Source organism: Bacteroidota bacterium (assembly GCA_020161395.1).
Taxonomy (GTDB): domain Bacteria; phylum Bacteroidota; class Ignavibacteria; order Ignavibacteriales; family Ignavibacteriaceae; genus UTCHB3.
Genome location: JAIUOE010000003.1, coordinates 403,951 through 418,065, shown reverse-complemented (window position 1 = coordinate 418,065; position 14,115 = coordinate 403,951). Strand labels below are relative to the sequence as shown.

Below are 14,115 nucleotides of genomic sequence, written 5' to 3'. Positions count from 1 at the left end.
AAAGAAAAAATTGATGAGCGATAATTTAGTATTTTCTGAAGAAAACTTTTTGATACAACTCACAAATTCGCAATATGAAGGCGGATTTTACAGGCTTCAATTCTATACGATGAATGGAAGACCTGCCACGATGGAAACAGGTGAGGTTGAGACCTACTATTATTACCCTAGTGGGGGAACCATTCGCGATAAATCATTTAATATCATTGAATACATTCCGAAATTTGACATCTACAGAGGCTTCAGACCACCTCATTTACAGGACAAATGATGCCCGGTACTTTATTCGTTACCGCAACCCCCATTGGTAATTTCGAAGATATTACCCTCCGTGCGATAAAAGTGCTTCAATCGGTTGATTTTATTATCTGTGAAGATCTGAAAGATGCCCGTCGACTTTTAAGCAAGTTGGAGATCAGGAAGGAACTCGTGACTCTTAATGAACACGACGAGGCGGAGAATACTCCTCTGATCGTGGAAAGACTGATAAATGGCGAAAGTGCGGCTTTGATCTCCGATTGTGGAACGCCTATGTTTGCCGACCCGGGGCACCATCTGCTCGATAATCTTCTCGCATTTGGTGTTGAGGCAGTTCCTGTACCCGGTGCCTCATCTCTTACCACAGCTCTCAGTGTGTCAGCACTTCACGCAGAAAAGTTTTATTATTACGGCTGGTTGCCTGTAAAAAAAGATCTCAGGGTGAAAGAATTAAAAAGATTGACGAGGTTAAACGAGTTGATTGTCTTTCTCGAGACACCTTACAGATTAAAGAATATTGCGAGAGAGATTGTGGACAATTTTGGAAGAGGTGCAGAAACCGTACTGGCATTCGATCTGACACAACCTTCAGAAAGGATTATCAGAGGGAGTGCGGGGAAACTGCTCGAGGAAGTGACGAAAAAAAACCTCAAAGGGGAGTTCGTTTTGATGGTGGATAACCGTAAAAAATGAGTATTTCGGCAGATTTAACCGGTTGTCTATCAGGCAGTTTTTGAAGATTTAATCAATATTTAATAATAATTGCGTAAATTTTATGTTTATTTTTTACACTTTAACAAATTGGCATAATTCTATCCAAAGGAACAAATGTTAATAAAACAACGCACAATAGCAAAAGAAGTTTCGATGAGCGGTATCGGGATACATACCGGACATGAATGCAAAATGACATTTAAACCTGCTCCGGAGAATTACGGGGTAAGATTTATAAGAACCGATTTGGGAGGAAATCCTGAAATACCTGCTGTGGTGGATTATGTTGTGGATATCTCCCGGGGAACTACCATCGGAATCGGAGAGGCAAAAGTCCACACCGTTGAGCATGTGATGGCTGCCGTTTACGGTCTGCAAATTGATAATCTCAAGATAGAGCTCGACGGTATCGAACCTCCAATCGGGGACGGAAGTTCTCTTCCCTATGTCGAAAAACTTGTGGCAGCTGGATTTGTAGAGCAGGAAGCCCCAAAAGATTACCTTATAATCGATCAGACGGTTACCTACCACGAAGAAGACAGAGGAGTGGATATTGTGGCACTCCCTCTCGATAATTATCGCATCACGGTGATGGTCGACTATCAGAATCCTGCACTCGGGAGTCAGCACTCCGGACTTTTTGACCTGGAGAAGGAATTCGTGAGTGAGTTCGCCCCTTCCCGTACTTTCTGCTTTTTGAGTGAAGTTGAAATGCTTGCTAATCAGGGTTTGATTAAGGGAGGCGACCTCGAGAATGCTGTTGTGATTGTGGACAAGGATCTGGAAGTGGATGAACTCGATAAACTTGGTGAGAAGCTGGGAATCGAGGAAAAGTTCGTTTTGGGTGAAACCGGAATACTTAACAATAAGTCATTCAGATTCAAAAATGAACCGGTAAGGCATAAACTGCTCGACCTTATTGGTGATCTCGCGCTTATAGGCGTTCCGATAAAGGCTCAGATTCTTGCTGCGAGACCCGGTCACAAAGCGAATGTGGAATTCGCTAAAATGATCCGGAAAATGTATCAGCAGAAAAAACTTGTGAAGAAATATCAACATGCCAGTAAACAGGGCATTGTTTTTGATATAAACGCTATCACAAAGATACTTCCGCACAGATATCCCTTCCTTCTTGTGGACAGAATTATCAGCATGGAAATGGAGAAGAAGATCACAGGATTGAAATGCGTTTCCATAAACGAACCTTTTTTTAACGGCCACTTCCCGGGGAATCCAATAATGCCGGGAGTGTTGTTGATTGAGGCGATGGCACAAACCGGCGGGTTGTTGCTGCTGAATTCGATCGGAAATCCTGAAGAAAAGAACGCCTATTTTATGCAAATAAACAATGCCAAATTCAGGAGAACAGTAATCCCCGGAGATGTTCTTCGGATTGAAGTAGAGATGAAAGAAATGAGAAGAAAATTTGTAATAATGCGCGGTGAGATTTTTGTCGAAGGTGCCCTTGTAGCCGAAGCTGATTTTACGGCAGCAATAGTTGACAGGGTGAGCCATGCCTGAGATACATAAAACCGCAGTCGTCGATCCGAAAGCCAGAATAGGCGAGGGTGTCGTAATCGGTCCTTTCGCATTTATTGAAGCAGATGTCGAGATTGGTGAAAATTCAAAAATCGGTCCCCATGCATGTCTCTACAATGGAGCGAGAATCGGTTCGAATGTCACCATTTATCAGGGTGCATCAATTTCACATGCCCCACAGGATTTGAAGTATGCCGGCGAAGAGTCGCATACCGTAGTAGGAAGTGGTACCACAATACATGAATTTGTTACGCTTCACCGGGGTACAGTAGAGACACGCCTGACCTCAATCGGTGAAAACTGTTTGCTGATGGCTTACTCTCATGTTGCTCACGATTGCAGAATCGGCAATAATGTTATTCTTGCAAACACTGTTCAGGTCGGCGGTCACGCAACCATTGAGGATTATACAATTATTGGCGGTTGCACACCCGTTCATCAATTCTGCAAAATTGGTAAACATTGTATGATCGGAGGCGGATTCAGAGTTGTGCAGGATGTTCCGCCATATATTCTTGCCGGACATGAGCCCCTCAAATACGAAGGACTCAATCTGATCGGACTCAGAAGACGCGGCTTTACGAATGACGAAATAATGAGAATAAAAAAGATTTATGAACTGATTTATCAGTCGCATCTGAATCTTACTCAGGCGAAGGAACAGATAAACCAGAAGTTTGCGGACGACAAATTTGCTGCAGAAATTCTTGATTTTATCTCCCGCAGCACAAGGGGATTGATCAGATAATCAGCTTGTGAATCGCATGTCTGTAAAAGGATATTACATAGATACCGTTGCCTCGCCCGGAAGGTTCAATATGGACTTTGATGTTCAACTTGCCTCCGGGAGCAAGGAAGGTTCGATGTGTCTCCGGTTGTACGAATGGAATCCGTATTGCATTTCCCTCGGGGCAAATCAGTCTGAGGAGAGTCTAAATAAAGAAGCACTCCACCGTGACGGGTATGACTGGGTTCGAAGGCCCACGGGGGGGAGGGCTGTTTTTCATTCGGAAGAGTTGACTTATTCAGTTATATTGAACAAACTGAATATCTCTCCGAAGGACGCCTACAATGCGATAAACGAGGCACTTCTTTTCGGTCTAGCAGAGTATGATCAAAGACTCGGGGGAGCCGGGCTCTCAAGTGAAGAAGTAAATTTTAAGGAGCACTACCGCTCGTCTGAGAGTGCTGCCTGCTTCTCTGTCCCTTCCAAATCTGAAGTAAAAATGGATGGCAGGAAACTGATAGGAAGTGCACAACGAAAAACCGGTGATGTAATCCTTCAGCACGGATCGATAAATACAGGAAGTTTTCATAAAAAGATAGTTGATTATCTTAATATCGATCTGTTTGAAAAGGAGAATCTGAAGATGCTTTTGAACGAAAAAACTTCGGATATCAAAAGTATCACAGGTGAAGAAGTGGATATGGAAAAGTTGAAGTTCTCGATAATACAAGGTTTTCGAGACAGATTTTCCATCGATTTTGAAGAATTGGTAATTGAAAAGAAAGTTTAAGAGACTACATGAGCACATTTGGAAAATTTCAGCGGGTTTCCACAAAGACACTCAGTCTGATGAAAAAGGAAAATAAAAAGATAGCTGCTCTTACTGCATATGATTTTATAACAGCAAAGCTTCTCGATGAGGCGGGAATCGATCTGATTCTCGTCGGTGATTCTCTTGGGAATGTTTTTCAGGGGAATGAGACTACACTTCCAGTAACGATGGATGAGATGATATATCACACTAAAGCTGTTGCAAAAGGGATCACGCGGTCGATGCTTATTTGCGATATGCCTTTTATGTCATACCAGTTGAGCGTGGATGAGGCATTCAGGAATGCAGGTAGAATTCTTAAGGAAACTCCGGCTGGCGGTGTAAAAATTGAGGGCGGGAAAAGGGTAGCAGAAACAATCAGGAAAATTACCGAGAATGGCATCCCCGTAATGGGGCATCTCGGGCTTACACCTCAAAGCATTCACAAGTTCGGAAGCTATAAACAAAGAGGAACCGAGGAAGAGGAAGCTGCTGAAATTCTATCGGATGCCAAAATTTTGGAAGAAGCCGGAGCTTTTTCAATCGTTCTCGAAAAAATACCCAAAGTACTTGCCAAAAAAGTGACTGAAAGTGTTTCCATACCCACGATTGGAATTGGTGCCGGTCCTTACTGCGACGGGCAGATACTTGTAACACCCGACATGCTTGGGCTCAACAAGGAGTTCCACCCCAAATTCCTCCGATATTACGCAAATCTCGCGGATGTCCTCAATGGTGCGTTCAAGAACTACATCGAGGATGTAAGAGAGAGTCATTTCCCAACAGATGCGGAGAGTTATTAACAAGGTGCAGATTAAAAGAATTTTAACGGTTTTATTATTAGTGAGCCTGACGGTTCTTGCTTCCCCTCCTGATTTCTTTCAGATTGCCGGTGGTGCCAAAGTTACGGCTTTCGTGAGAGATGGTAATGACTTCTGGCTCGCGACATACGGAAATGGAATTTTCAGGTATGAAGCTTCATCGAATCAGTTGATTTCAATGGCAGACGGTGAAAAAGGAGTTAAAGACCGCCTTATCGACTGCATTGAGGCGAATGAGGATTTTGTCTGGGCAGGAACCAGCGATGGACTCCTCATCTATGACAAGAAAAAAGACTCATGGAAGAAGAGAAAATTTGCCGAAGGTGGCGAATACGGCAACTGGATTAGAGGTTTGAAATATGACAAATCAACAGGACTTTTGTGGATAGGGAGATTTATTAACCTCTCGATACTCAATGTCAAGAGACAAAAGTACGAAGACTTCAATCTCGCCAGAGGTAGTGAGACTGCCACAAACAATGTAAAACGCTTTTTCATCGAAAATGACAGGTATGTCTGGATTGTGACCGAAGGTGGACTCTATAAATTCGACAAAGCTGATGGTGAATTTGAGACAGGTAAATGTGAATTCATCTCGAATAAAGACGGAGCCTTCCGCTCAGAAGGAATGAGGGTTTCTGTCAATTCAATCCTCTTCGACAAGGAGTTTATCTGGTTTGGGAATCAGGATTTCCGGTCTCCCGAAATGCCCGATTTTAATGTTGGCGGTATTTACCGATTTAACCGGATGGCGAAATGGGACAAACTTGACAACCGTTCAGGCTTGCCCGGAAATGGTGTCTATTCGATGATTAAAGTCGGGAACACAATCTGGGCGGCGGTATATGAGTTCGATACTGATATCAAAAAAGAGTACGGTAGAGGAATCACGATAATCGACAGAAACAGTACCAAAATAATCTCGAGCAATCCCGGCGATCTTAATATCCCGGCAAACAGCTTTTTTGCGATGGAATTCGATAAACGGTACATCTGGCTGGCTTCCGAGAACGGACTGTGGAGGATAGATCTGAGTAACCCTCTCGGTACCTGGGGTGGTGTTGCAAAAAAGGGGAATAAAAAATAAAAATTTGATTTAGAGACCAGAGAATGATTAAGGTAGAAAACGAAAGATTAATTCAATTAAAAAACTCCTTTTCGGGGAGGAAAATCGCCATTATTGGCGATATGATGCTCGATGGATACATTATGGGCGGTGCGAAGAGAATTTCACCTGAAGCACCGGTGCCTGTTGTTGATGTGGAGAACGAATTTTACAGATTTGGTGGAGCTGCCAACTGTGCTAACAACATTCTTCATCTGAATGCAGAGCCTTTTCCTCTCGGAATAATCGGAGATGACCGCGCCGGAGGGATATTTAAGAGCCTTCTCTCGGGACTGAACATTAAGTCAGGCGGGCTGGTTGTGGACACACAAAGACCCACTACATTGAAGACAAGAGTGATAGCCGGGTCACAGCATGTTGTAAGAATCGACAGTGAGAGCAAGGACGATATAGGTGAGGAGACTGAGAACCGTCTCTTTAATCTGTTGGAAAACAATATTGATCAGATTGATGCAGTCATTCTTCAGGACTACAACAAAGGTGTCCTTACAGCTTCCCTGATCAGTAGAGTGATTGAACTCTGTAATAACAGGCGGAAACTGGTTACAGTTGATCCCAAATTTCATAACTTTTTTATGTACAAGGGGGTTACTGTTTTCAAACCAAACCGGAAAGAAGCAAGTGACATTCTGGGGTTCAGAATCAAAACGATAAATGATGCTCTGAAAGCAGGAGAGATTCTCCTGGAGAAACTTGAAGCTGAAAACATCCTCCTGACGCTGGGAGAAGATGGTATAGCTGTGTTTAACAAAAAGAACGAACCAAAAATGATGCCCACTAAAGCACGGAAAGTTGCGGATGTTTCGGGTGCAGGTGATACGGTAATCTCAACTCTTACCCTCGCATTAAGTGCCGGAGCGGATATTTATGAAGCATGTTTTATAGCAAATTATGCTGCAGGTATCGTCTGTGAAGAGGTCGGTATTGTGCCTGTCGAAATAGATAACCTGTTCGAAACCATCATTGAGGGGAGACGATGAAATATTTATACAACTGGGACGAACTCTCAGCACTTCGTAATGAATTTCGGAAGACGGGTAAGAAAGTTGTTTTCACGAACGGCTGTTTTGATCTGATTCACAAAGGACATATCGATTATTTAACAAAAGCGAAAGCTTTGGGCGATATTCTCGTTGTTGGTCTGAATTCAGATGAGTCGATGAGAAGAATAAAAGGGGACAAAAGACCCCTGCTTCCTCAGGATGAAAGAGCATTTGCAATGGCAAATCTGAAACCTGTCGATTTTGTAACAATATTTAATGAAGATACTCCGTTTGAGTTGATCAAAACTCTGGTGCCTGATATACTTGTAAAAGGGGGTGACTGGTCTCTCGACAACATTGTGGGCAAGGACATAGTTGAAGCAAACGGGGGAGTAACCACCAACATTCCTTTTGTCACATCCCGTTCAACAACGAGTATAATCGAATTGATACTGCAGAAATACGGCGGATAAAAGCATGAAGCGAATACCGGCATACATCCTTAAATATACAAGAGGTACACTCTACTTCCTGTTGATGCTGGTGACCGCAATTCTGGTTTTCTCGCAGACATCCTTGTTCCGTTCCATCGTTAAAGATAAAGTTACAACCATCCTCAACGAAACTTTCCGCGGGAAAATCACTATAGGCACAATAGAAGGAACAATTGTCACCTCACTGATGATAAATGATATCAGGATTGCAGATTCCGCCAATACGGAAATACTTTTCATAAAGCGATTGGAAGTGTATCCCAAACTGCTGGAATTTTTGAGCGACAGATTAAATGCCGATAAATTGGCGATAGACGGGCTTCACGCAAATCTTGTAGTTGATTCGAACGGTGTATTGAATCTTGTGAAGATACTCCCCAAACCTTCCGAAAAAAAAGAGATCGATACCGTTTCAAAGCCATTTCCTTTTGTTATTAAAGCCGGCACAATAGAGTTGACCAACTCCTCAATTTTATATCGAAAGTGGGACAAACTTTCTTCAACAGAGGAATACACTTCTCTCAATTACGATGATTTAAGACTACTGAACATCGATATAAAATTGGACGATTTAAGTGTGGATATTGCGAAAAACGGATACGATGTAAAGATCAAAAAATTCCATCTTGAGCCCAATTTATTGAATACACCTGAAATATCGTTGTCGGGGGAATTGAAACTTGCCGGCAGGAGCATAAATGTCGGTGATCTTAAAGTAGTCACCAGGAAAAGTGAGATAACTCTCAACTACAAGACGGATGAGCTGAATGTTTTTAATAATTTTACAACCGATTCTCTGAAAAAAGCAAATTTCGAGATGGATCTCGTTTGTGCCCCGTTTCATTTTGATGACATTTCGTCTTTGATCGCAGGTTTCGACTTCATGAAGGGTGCGATGGAGATAGATCTGGCTGCGTCCGGGGATCTGGTTAATACAAAGATTGCAAAGCTAAAACTTAAGACTTTGAAAACCGACCTGTCGTTAACCGGGACGCTTCTTAATTTGATGGATTTTGACAAATTAAGAATGACTGCGAGTATAAAAAATTCAGTGCTAACACCTGGTGATATACACACATTAATGCCTTCATTGCAGCTCCAAAAATATCTCGATTTTCCTTCAATTCAGATCGACAGTCTCGGGTTCATCGGATCACCTCTTACATTTTCGGGTGGCATGGGGCTCAGATCGCCTGCAGGAAATATCAGTGGCAGTTATAAATTCGACTTCTCGAAAGCGGCACCTTACTATGAAGTGGATGCGAGAACAGAAAAACTTGACATAAGCAAATATGTGAACCTGCCTTTTAATCTTACATCGAAAATAAGAGCCAGAGGTCATGGTTTCAATCCTGAAAATGCCGAGTTCGAACTTGATTTTGACGGTGATCAGTCAACGATCGGGAAATATTTCTTTGATCGTTTTACTGTAAAAACCAAAGGAAACAACGGCAAAATCGGCTTTCAACTCTCAGCCAGTTTACCGGGTGCACAGCAGGGTGAGATAAAAGGTGATTTGGACATGTCTGACCTTAAGAGTCCGTCTTACTCGATCAGTTCCACTTTCAGGAATATTGACCTGGAGTATTTTGCGGGCAATTCGATGGAAAATTCATCAATCAATTTTACTTTCGATGCAGAGGGAAAAGGTCTCAATCCCGACGACATGGTGCTGAATGCAAATCTTAATCTTCTTGATACAAAGATAAAAGGGGATTCCCTCGGTGAGATAGATGCCAATATCAAACTGACGGCAACACCCGATATGCAAAAGGATATTTTTATAACTTCGAACCTCTTCACCATGTCCACAGCAGGGAGGTTCAGTTATGCCACTCTCGGGACTAATCTGGGGACAGAATCGACAAATTTGTTTGCAGACCTCTCAAAAATTCTTTCCAACTACTACCCCGATTTCTTCGAGGATTCAGCGGCTGTCGCAAATGCTAAAGCCCCCATTCCCACAAACAGGGGATTTAGTGTAAAGTCCAATGACTCTCTCTCTTATTCACTTCAGGTTAAGGATTTAGGACCCTTAAAAAGGTTTCTGAAACTTCGAACCTTTGATATTCAAGGTTCTCTTTCCGGGCTGATTGTGCTGGATACTACGAAAGTTTTGTTTTCATTGAATAACGATCTTGATCTTCTTCGTTTGCGTGCTTCTGATTCATCCAGTACTTTGATATTGTGGGGTTCGAATTCAAAGATAAAACTTTCACACCCTTCAAATGAGATTCAGATCGGGAGTATCAAGGGTTCCATACAGAGCACGACAAAAAAGATTTTTATGATTGAGAGGGGTAGAGCCGATACCCTTTCGAATACCGAACTTGTAGTTTCTCTCGACAAATCGATACTCGATCTCGAACGCCTGGATGTGAATTACAATGAGATGGTCAAAGCCCGGATAGCCCTGGTGGTCGATTTCATGAAAGATTCTCTCGAATTGGATATGTATGAGACCAAAATAGACTATAAGGGATATAAACTCGAGAATATGGCAAATACAGTCATTTCTTTCAGTAATGATGCCCTTTTTGTCAAGAATTTTTCTTTGGGAATTGGTCAAAGGCAGATTGTAAGTCTTGACGCAAGACTTGATAAAGATTCGCTGATGGCAGATGCAAAAATCGAGAACATCTCTCTTCACGAGATTATGAGTGATATCTTAAAACAACCGATTGCACAACCTGTGGATGCAGATATCAAATTTGCTGTTCGTGCAAGAGGAGGTTTCGAGTCGCCTGTGATCCACTCCGATTTCCGGATAGATGCGATAAAGTACCAAAAGCAAACGCTCGGAAAGTTGAAATTCTCTGCTGTTTACGAAAATGAGGAAATTCGTCCCACAGGCTATTTTTATTCCGGTAAAACAGAGGGGGATGACTCGCTTCTTGCTGTGACAGGGGTGATACCATACAGGATATCCTTTGCGGATTCGAAATTTGATTTTGTTAAGGATAAACTTACAGATTTGCGAATAGATGCGAAAAACTTCTCACTTAGTGCTCTCAACGGTTTTATTCCGAATGTGAAAGAACTGACAGGTTTATTCCGTTCTCAGATCAGAATTTCAGGATACTACCCCAACCTTTCCAAGAATGGAACTGCAGAAATTGAGGGCGGCTTGTTCAGAGTGGCAATGACCAATCTGATTTACGGTCTCGAGGCAGGGGTTGTTTTGAATGATTCCACCCTCACCATTGAAAAACTTGCTGTCACCAATGAAGGCAATCTCGATTTCTACGGAAAAATAACAGGTACGGGTTCACTTCACCTTACAGGTTATGAACTAAAGTCGGGACAAATAAGGCTTGGTGGCAATCTTACGGTAATGGACAGTAAGAAGCCGACAAAGGAATTCCCGATTTTCGGTAAACTTGTGGTCTCAACCAATGAGGATATTGTACTTAACATTAACAGGAACAACTACTTTGTAAAAGCTTCGATAAATCTCGATAAAACAGACCTTACTATTCCTCCCACTCAGAGCGGGGTTTCAAACGCCGGTGACAATTACATTTACAAGTATATGAATTATGATTATACCGGCGGGGTGCTCGATTCCACTTTCCTTTCTTTTCTCGAGGATGACAGGCAATACAAAGATTCCGCTATCGCCGGGGTGAAGCAAACACCTTTTAATCTCGAGTATCAAATCAAAATAACAATGTCGAAGAACTCGAAGATGACGATGATCCTCTCACAGGAGGCAAATCAGAAACTCACCACCTACCTCGAGGGAGAACTGAACTATGAAAAACTCGGCGGGTTCGAAAATGTTCAGGGTGAGTTAAAAGTATCTGAAGAATCGACACTTGAATTTTTAAATCTTAAAACATTCGCAGCATTGGGTACTTTGAGATTCGAAAAGGAAATTTTTAATCCTTATCTCGATATCGTTGCGAACTACAATTCCTACTATGTTTTCTCTTCCAAGGGTAGCAGCAATGAGCAGCCGGTTCAGGTAAAACTGAAACTTAAGGGAAGTATGGACGAACTCTCTACAAAGTTTGCAAAGGAAACAGACAACATTGCTGTCTATGTAGGTGAGGATAATATAAAGAATGCAGTTCCATCACCCCAGTATGACAAAGCAGACGCAGTCTGGTTTATTCTTACAGGGAAGTTCAAATCAGATTTGACAGAAGCGGATAAATCAAGTGCCGAAGGGCAAATAAACACAATACAGGGAACCGCCACTTCACTTGCCGGTTCATTATTAGGAGGGCTGTTATCAAGTTATCTTGGTGATTATGTAAAATCACTCGAGGTCAGGGCTGCCGGAAATCAAACAAAGTTCAATCTTTCCGGGCAGATATCCACAATTAAATATTCATTTGGTGGTACCACCAATGTTTTCCAGGACCTTTCTGCAGCCACATTCAGGTTTGAGATTCCCGTGATAAAAAATTTCCTTATCAGGATTGAAAGACGGGAGTCGATAGGCGAAGGATCATCAAACAACACGATGATCAATGAAATGGGTCTAAAATACAAAATAGAGTTTTAATGAAAAACAAGATCAAAGCATACTTTCAAAGGAATGCAAACACGCCTGTAAAGGCAAAGCAACTGGCAAAACACCTCGATATATTCACCGAACAGGAATATGAGGCAATGAAAGCCTTTCTTCACCAGCTAAGTGAAGAAGGATTTCTTGTCCGCGACGGAAAAAGATTCAAATATATGCCCAGGACACAGGACAAGACTGTGAAGGGTGAATTCAATATCCAAAAGGACGGCTCGGGTTTCGTTTTCAAGGACCGGGTGCAGGGTGGTGGATATTACATCTCCTCCCGTTACTTCAATACGGCTTTTCATGGTGACACGGTTGAACTTTCAGTTGCTGCGAAGGAACTCAAAGGAAGAAACCGGGTACTCATGACGGGACAGATTGTTTCAGTTGTGGAAAGAAAATGGCATGAAATTTCGGGAATCATATCAAAAGAAGGTTCGTTTTACATACTGAAACCGGATATCCCCGAAATTCACAGGAACATCTACATCCCTGAAGCCGACCTTAACGGGGCTTTACCGGGTGACAGGGTATTTGTCGGAGAGATCAACTGGAGTAACCCGAAGATCAATCCGGAGGCAAAAGTTGTCGAGGTGGTGGGTAAAGGGGAAGGTGTGGATGTTGATGTCATCACAATCGCCCGTGAATATAACCTGCCTTTCAAATTTGCCAAAAAGACTTTTGAAGAGGCAAGGTCTTTCTCCGAAGAAGTGCCGGAAGAGGAAACTGCGAAAAGGGAAGACTTCAGGAACAAAAATGTTTTCACCATTGATCCGGAAGATGCAAAGGATTTTGACGATGCTCTCTCGATCGAAACCCTTGAAAACGGCAATTATGAAATCGGTATCCATATCGCAGATGTAAGCCATTATGTCAGACCCGGAACCTCTCTCGACAAGGAAGCCCTAGAAAGAGGAAACAGTGTCTATCTTGTTGGAGCTGTTATTCCGATGTTACCCGAGGAGCTTTCAAACGGTATTTGTTCCCTGGTCCCATATAGGGACAGGTTAACATATTCGGTAGTGGTTGAAATGACCTCGCGCGGGAAAGTTTTAAACTACAGAATTGCCAAAACTGTCATAAACAGTAAAAGAAGATTTTCTTATGAGGAAGCACAACAGGTAATCGAGACGGGTACAGGAGACCTCGCTTCCGAAATCACCATATTGAACAAAATAGCCAAAACTCTTCGGTCAAAGAGGATGAAAGCGGGGAGTATCGACTTTGCGACCGATGAAGTGAAATTTCTTATCGGTGCCGAGGGTGAAGTGCTCGGTGTAAAACGAAAAGAGATGAAGGACAGCAACAAAATGATCGAAGAGTTCATGTTGCTTGCCAACAAAATCGTTTCTGAACATGTAAACAAGAGCAAAAGCGAAACCGAGGTTGTACCGTTTGTTTACAGAATTCATGACAAGCCGGACAAAGAGAAGATGAGAGAATTCGCAAGATTTGTGAAATCACTCGGATTTTTGGTCAATTTTTCTGATTCTCCGACTCCTCAGCAGTTCAATGCTCTTATGGAGGCAGTGAAGCAAAAAGAAGAAGAAGTGCTCGTGAGCGAGCTTTCAATCAGAACCATGGCTAAAGCGATTTATTCCACCGACAATATCGGACACTACGGTCTGGGATTCGGGTATTATTCACATTTTACTTCGCCGATCAGAAGATATGCCGATTTGCTTGTTCACAGAATCCTTTTCCACCATGCTTCCACGAAAGGGAAGATTCTATACAATGAGACTGAATTAAGAGGCATCTGCGCTCACATTTCACTAACCGAAAGAACTGCTGTGGAAGCAGAAAGACTGTCGGTAAGAAAGAAATACATCGAGTACCTTACTCCACTTGTGGGAGAAGAATTTGACGGAATAATTTCAGGTGTGACAAGTTTTGGATTTTTTGTTAAACTTGCAGATTCTCTTGCAGAAGGTTTGGTGCATGTCCGCGACATCGAAGGAGACTACTTCACTTTTGAGGAGAAGAATTATTGTCTCCGCGGTGAGAGAAGCGGCAGGGTTTACAGACTTGGCGACAAACTGAGAACCAAACTTATCCGGGTGAATCCCGAGAGGTCAAATGTTGATTTTACAATTGCTTAATGATTTTTATTCGAGGCAGAA

11 protein-coding genes are annotated in these 14,115 nt (G+C 42.5%); all 11 read left to right on the top strand.

The window, feature by feature from the left end; all coding sequences use genetic code 11:
• The first annotated feature begins 13 nt into the window (after nucleotides 1-13).
• Nucleotides 14-271 carry a hypothetical protein gene (locus LCH52_07080; GenBank protein ID MCA0388243.1) on the top strand — a complete coding sequence of 86 codons (258 nt, stop codon included), beginning with the start codon at nucleotides 14-16 and terminating at the stop codon, nucleotides 269-271.
• Nucleotides 271-951, top strand: coding sequence for a 16S rRNA (cytidine(1402)-2'-O)-methyltransferase (gene rsmI / locus LCH52_07075; GenBank protein ID MCA0388242.1), 681 nt, complete (start codon nucleotides 271-273; stop codon nucleotides 949-951). The genes LCH52_07080 and rsmI overlap by 1 nt, the downstream gene beginning before the upstream one ends.
• A 135-nt stretch (nucleotides 952-1,086) precedes the next feature.
• The gene (locus LCH52_07070; GenBank protein ID MCA0388241.1) at nucleotides 1,087-2,493 is read left to right on the top strand and encodes a bifunctional UDP-3-O-[3-hydroxymyristoyl] N-acetylglucosamine deacetylase/3-hydroxyacyl-ACP dehydratase; all 1,407 of its coding nucleotides are present in this window, start codon (nucleotides 1,087-1,089) and stop codon (nucleotides 2,491-2,493) included.
• The gene (gene lpxA, locus LCH52_07065; GenBank protein MCA0388240.1) at nucleotides 2,486-3,259 is read left to right on the top strand and encodes an acyl-ACP--UDP-N-acetylglucosamine O-acyltransferase; all 774 of its coding nucleotides are present in this window, start codon (nucleotides 2,486-2,488) and stop codon (nucleotides 3,257-3,259) included. Before LCH52_07070 ends, lpxA begins: the two co-directional genes overlap by 8 nt.
• A 16-nt stretch (nucleotides 3,260-3,275) precedes the next feature.
• Complete coding sequence (locus LCH52_07060; protein ID MCA0388239.1) at nucleotides 3,276-4,028, top strand: hypothetical protein; 753 nt, start codon at nucleotides 3,276-3,278, stop codon at nucleotides 4,026-4,028.
• Between the two features lie 8 nt (nucleotides 4,029-4,036).
• A complete protein-coding gene (gene panB / locus LCH52_07055) occupies nucleotides 4,037-4,852 on the top strand; it encodes a 3-methyl-2-oxobutanoate hydroxymethyltransferase (GenBank protein MCA0388238.1) in 816 nt (271 codons plus the stop codon).
• A gap of 40 nt (nucleotides 4,853-4,892) precedes the next feature.
• A complete protein-coding gene (locus LCH52_07050; protein ID MCA0388237.1) occupies nucleotides 4,893-5,957 on the top strand; it encodes a hypothetical protein in 1,065 nt (354 codons plus the stop codon).
• Nucleotides 5,958-5,980: 23 nt separating this feature from the next.
• The gene (rfaE1, locus tag LCH52_07045; GenBank protein MCA0388236.1) at nucleotides 5,981-6,976 is read left to right on the top strand and encodes a D-glycero-beta-D-manno-heptose-7-phosphate kinase; all 996 of its coding nucleotides are present in this window, start codon (nucleotides 5,981-5,983) and stop codon (nucleotides 6,974-6,976) included.
• Nucleotides 6,973-7,452 (top strand): D-glycero-beta-D-manno-heptose 1-phosphate adenylyltransferase, encoded by a 480-nt coding sequence (gene rfaE2, locus LCH52_07040; protein MCA0388235.1) that lies wholly within the window; start codon nucleotides 6,973-6,975, stop codon nucleotides 7,450-7,452. Before rfaE1 ends, rfaE2 begins: the two co-directional genes overlap by 4 nt.
• Nucleotides 7,453-7,456: 4 nt before the next feature.
• Entirely contained in the window at nucleotides 7,457-11,986 is a 4,530-nt protein-coding gene (locus tag LCH52_07035) for a hypothetical protein (GenBank protein ID MCA0388234.1), read from the top strand.
• The gene (gene rnr, locus LCH52_07030; protein MCA0388233.1) at nucleotides 11,986-14,094 is read left to right on the top strand and encodes a ribonuclease R; all 2,109 of its coding nucleotides are present in this window, start codon (nucleotides 11,986-11,988) and stop codon (nucleotides 14,092-14,094) included. The genes LCH52_07035 and rnr overlap by 1 nt, the downstream gene beginning before the upstream one ends.
• Nucleotides 14,095-14,115: the final 21 nt, after the last annotated feature.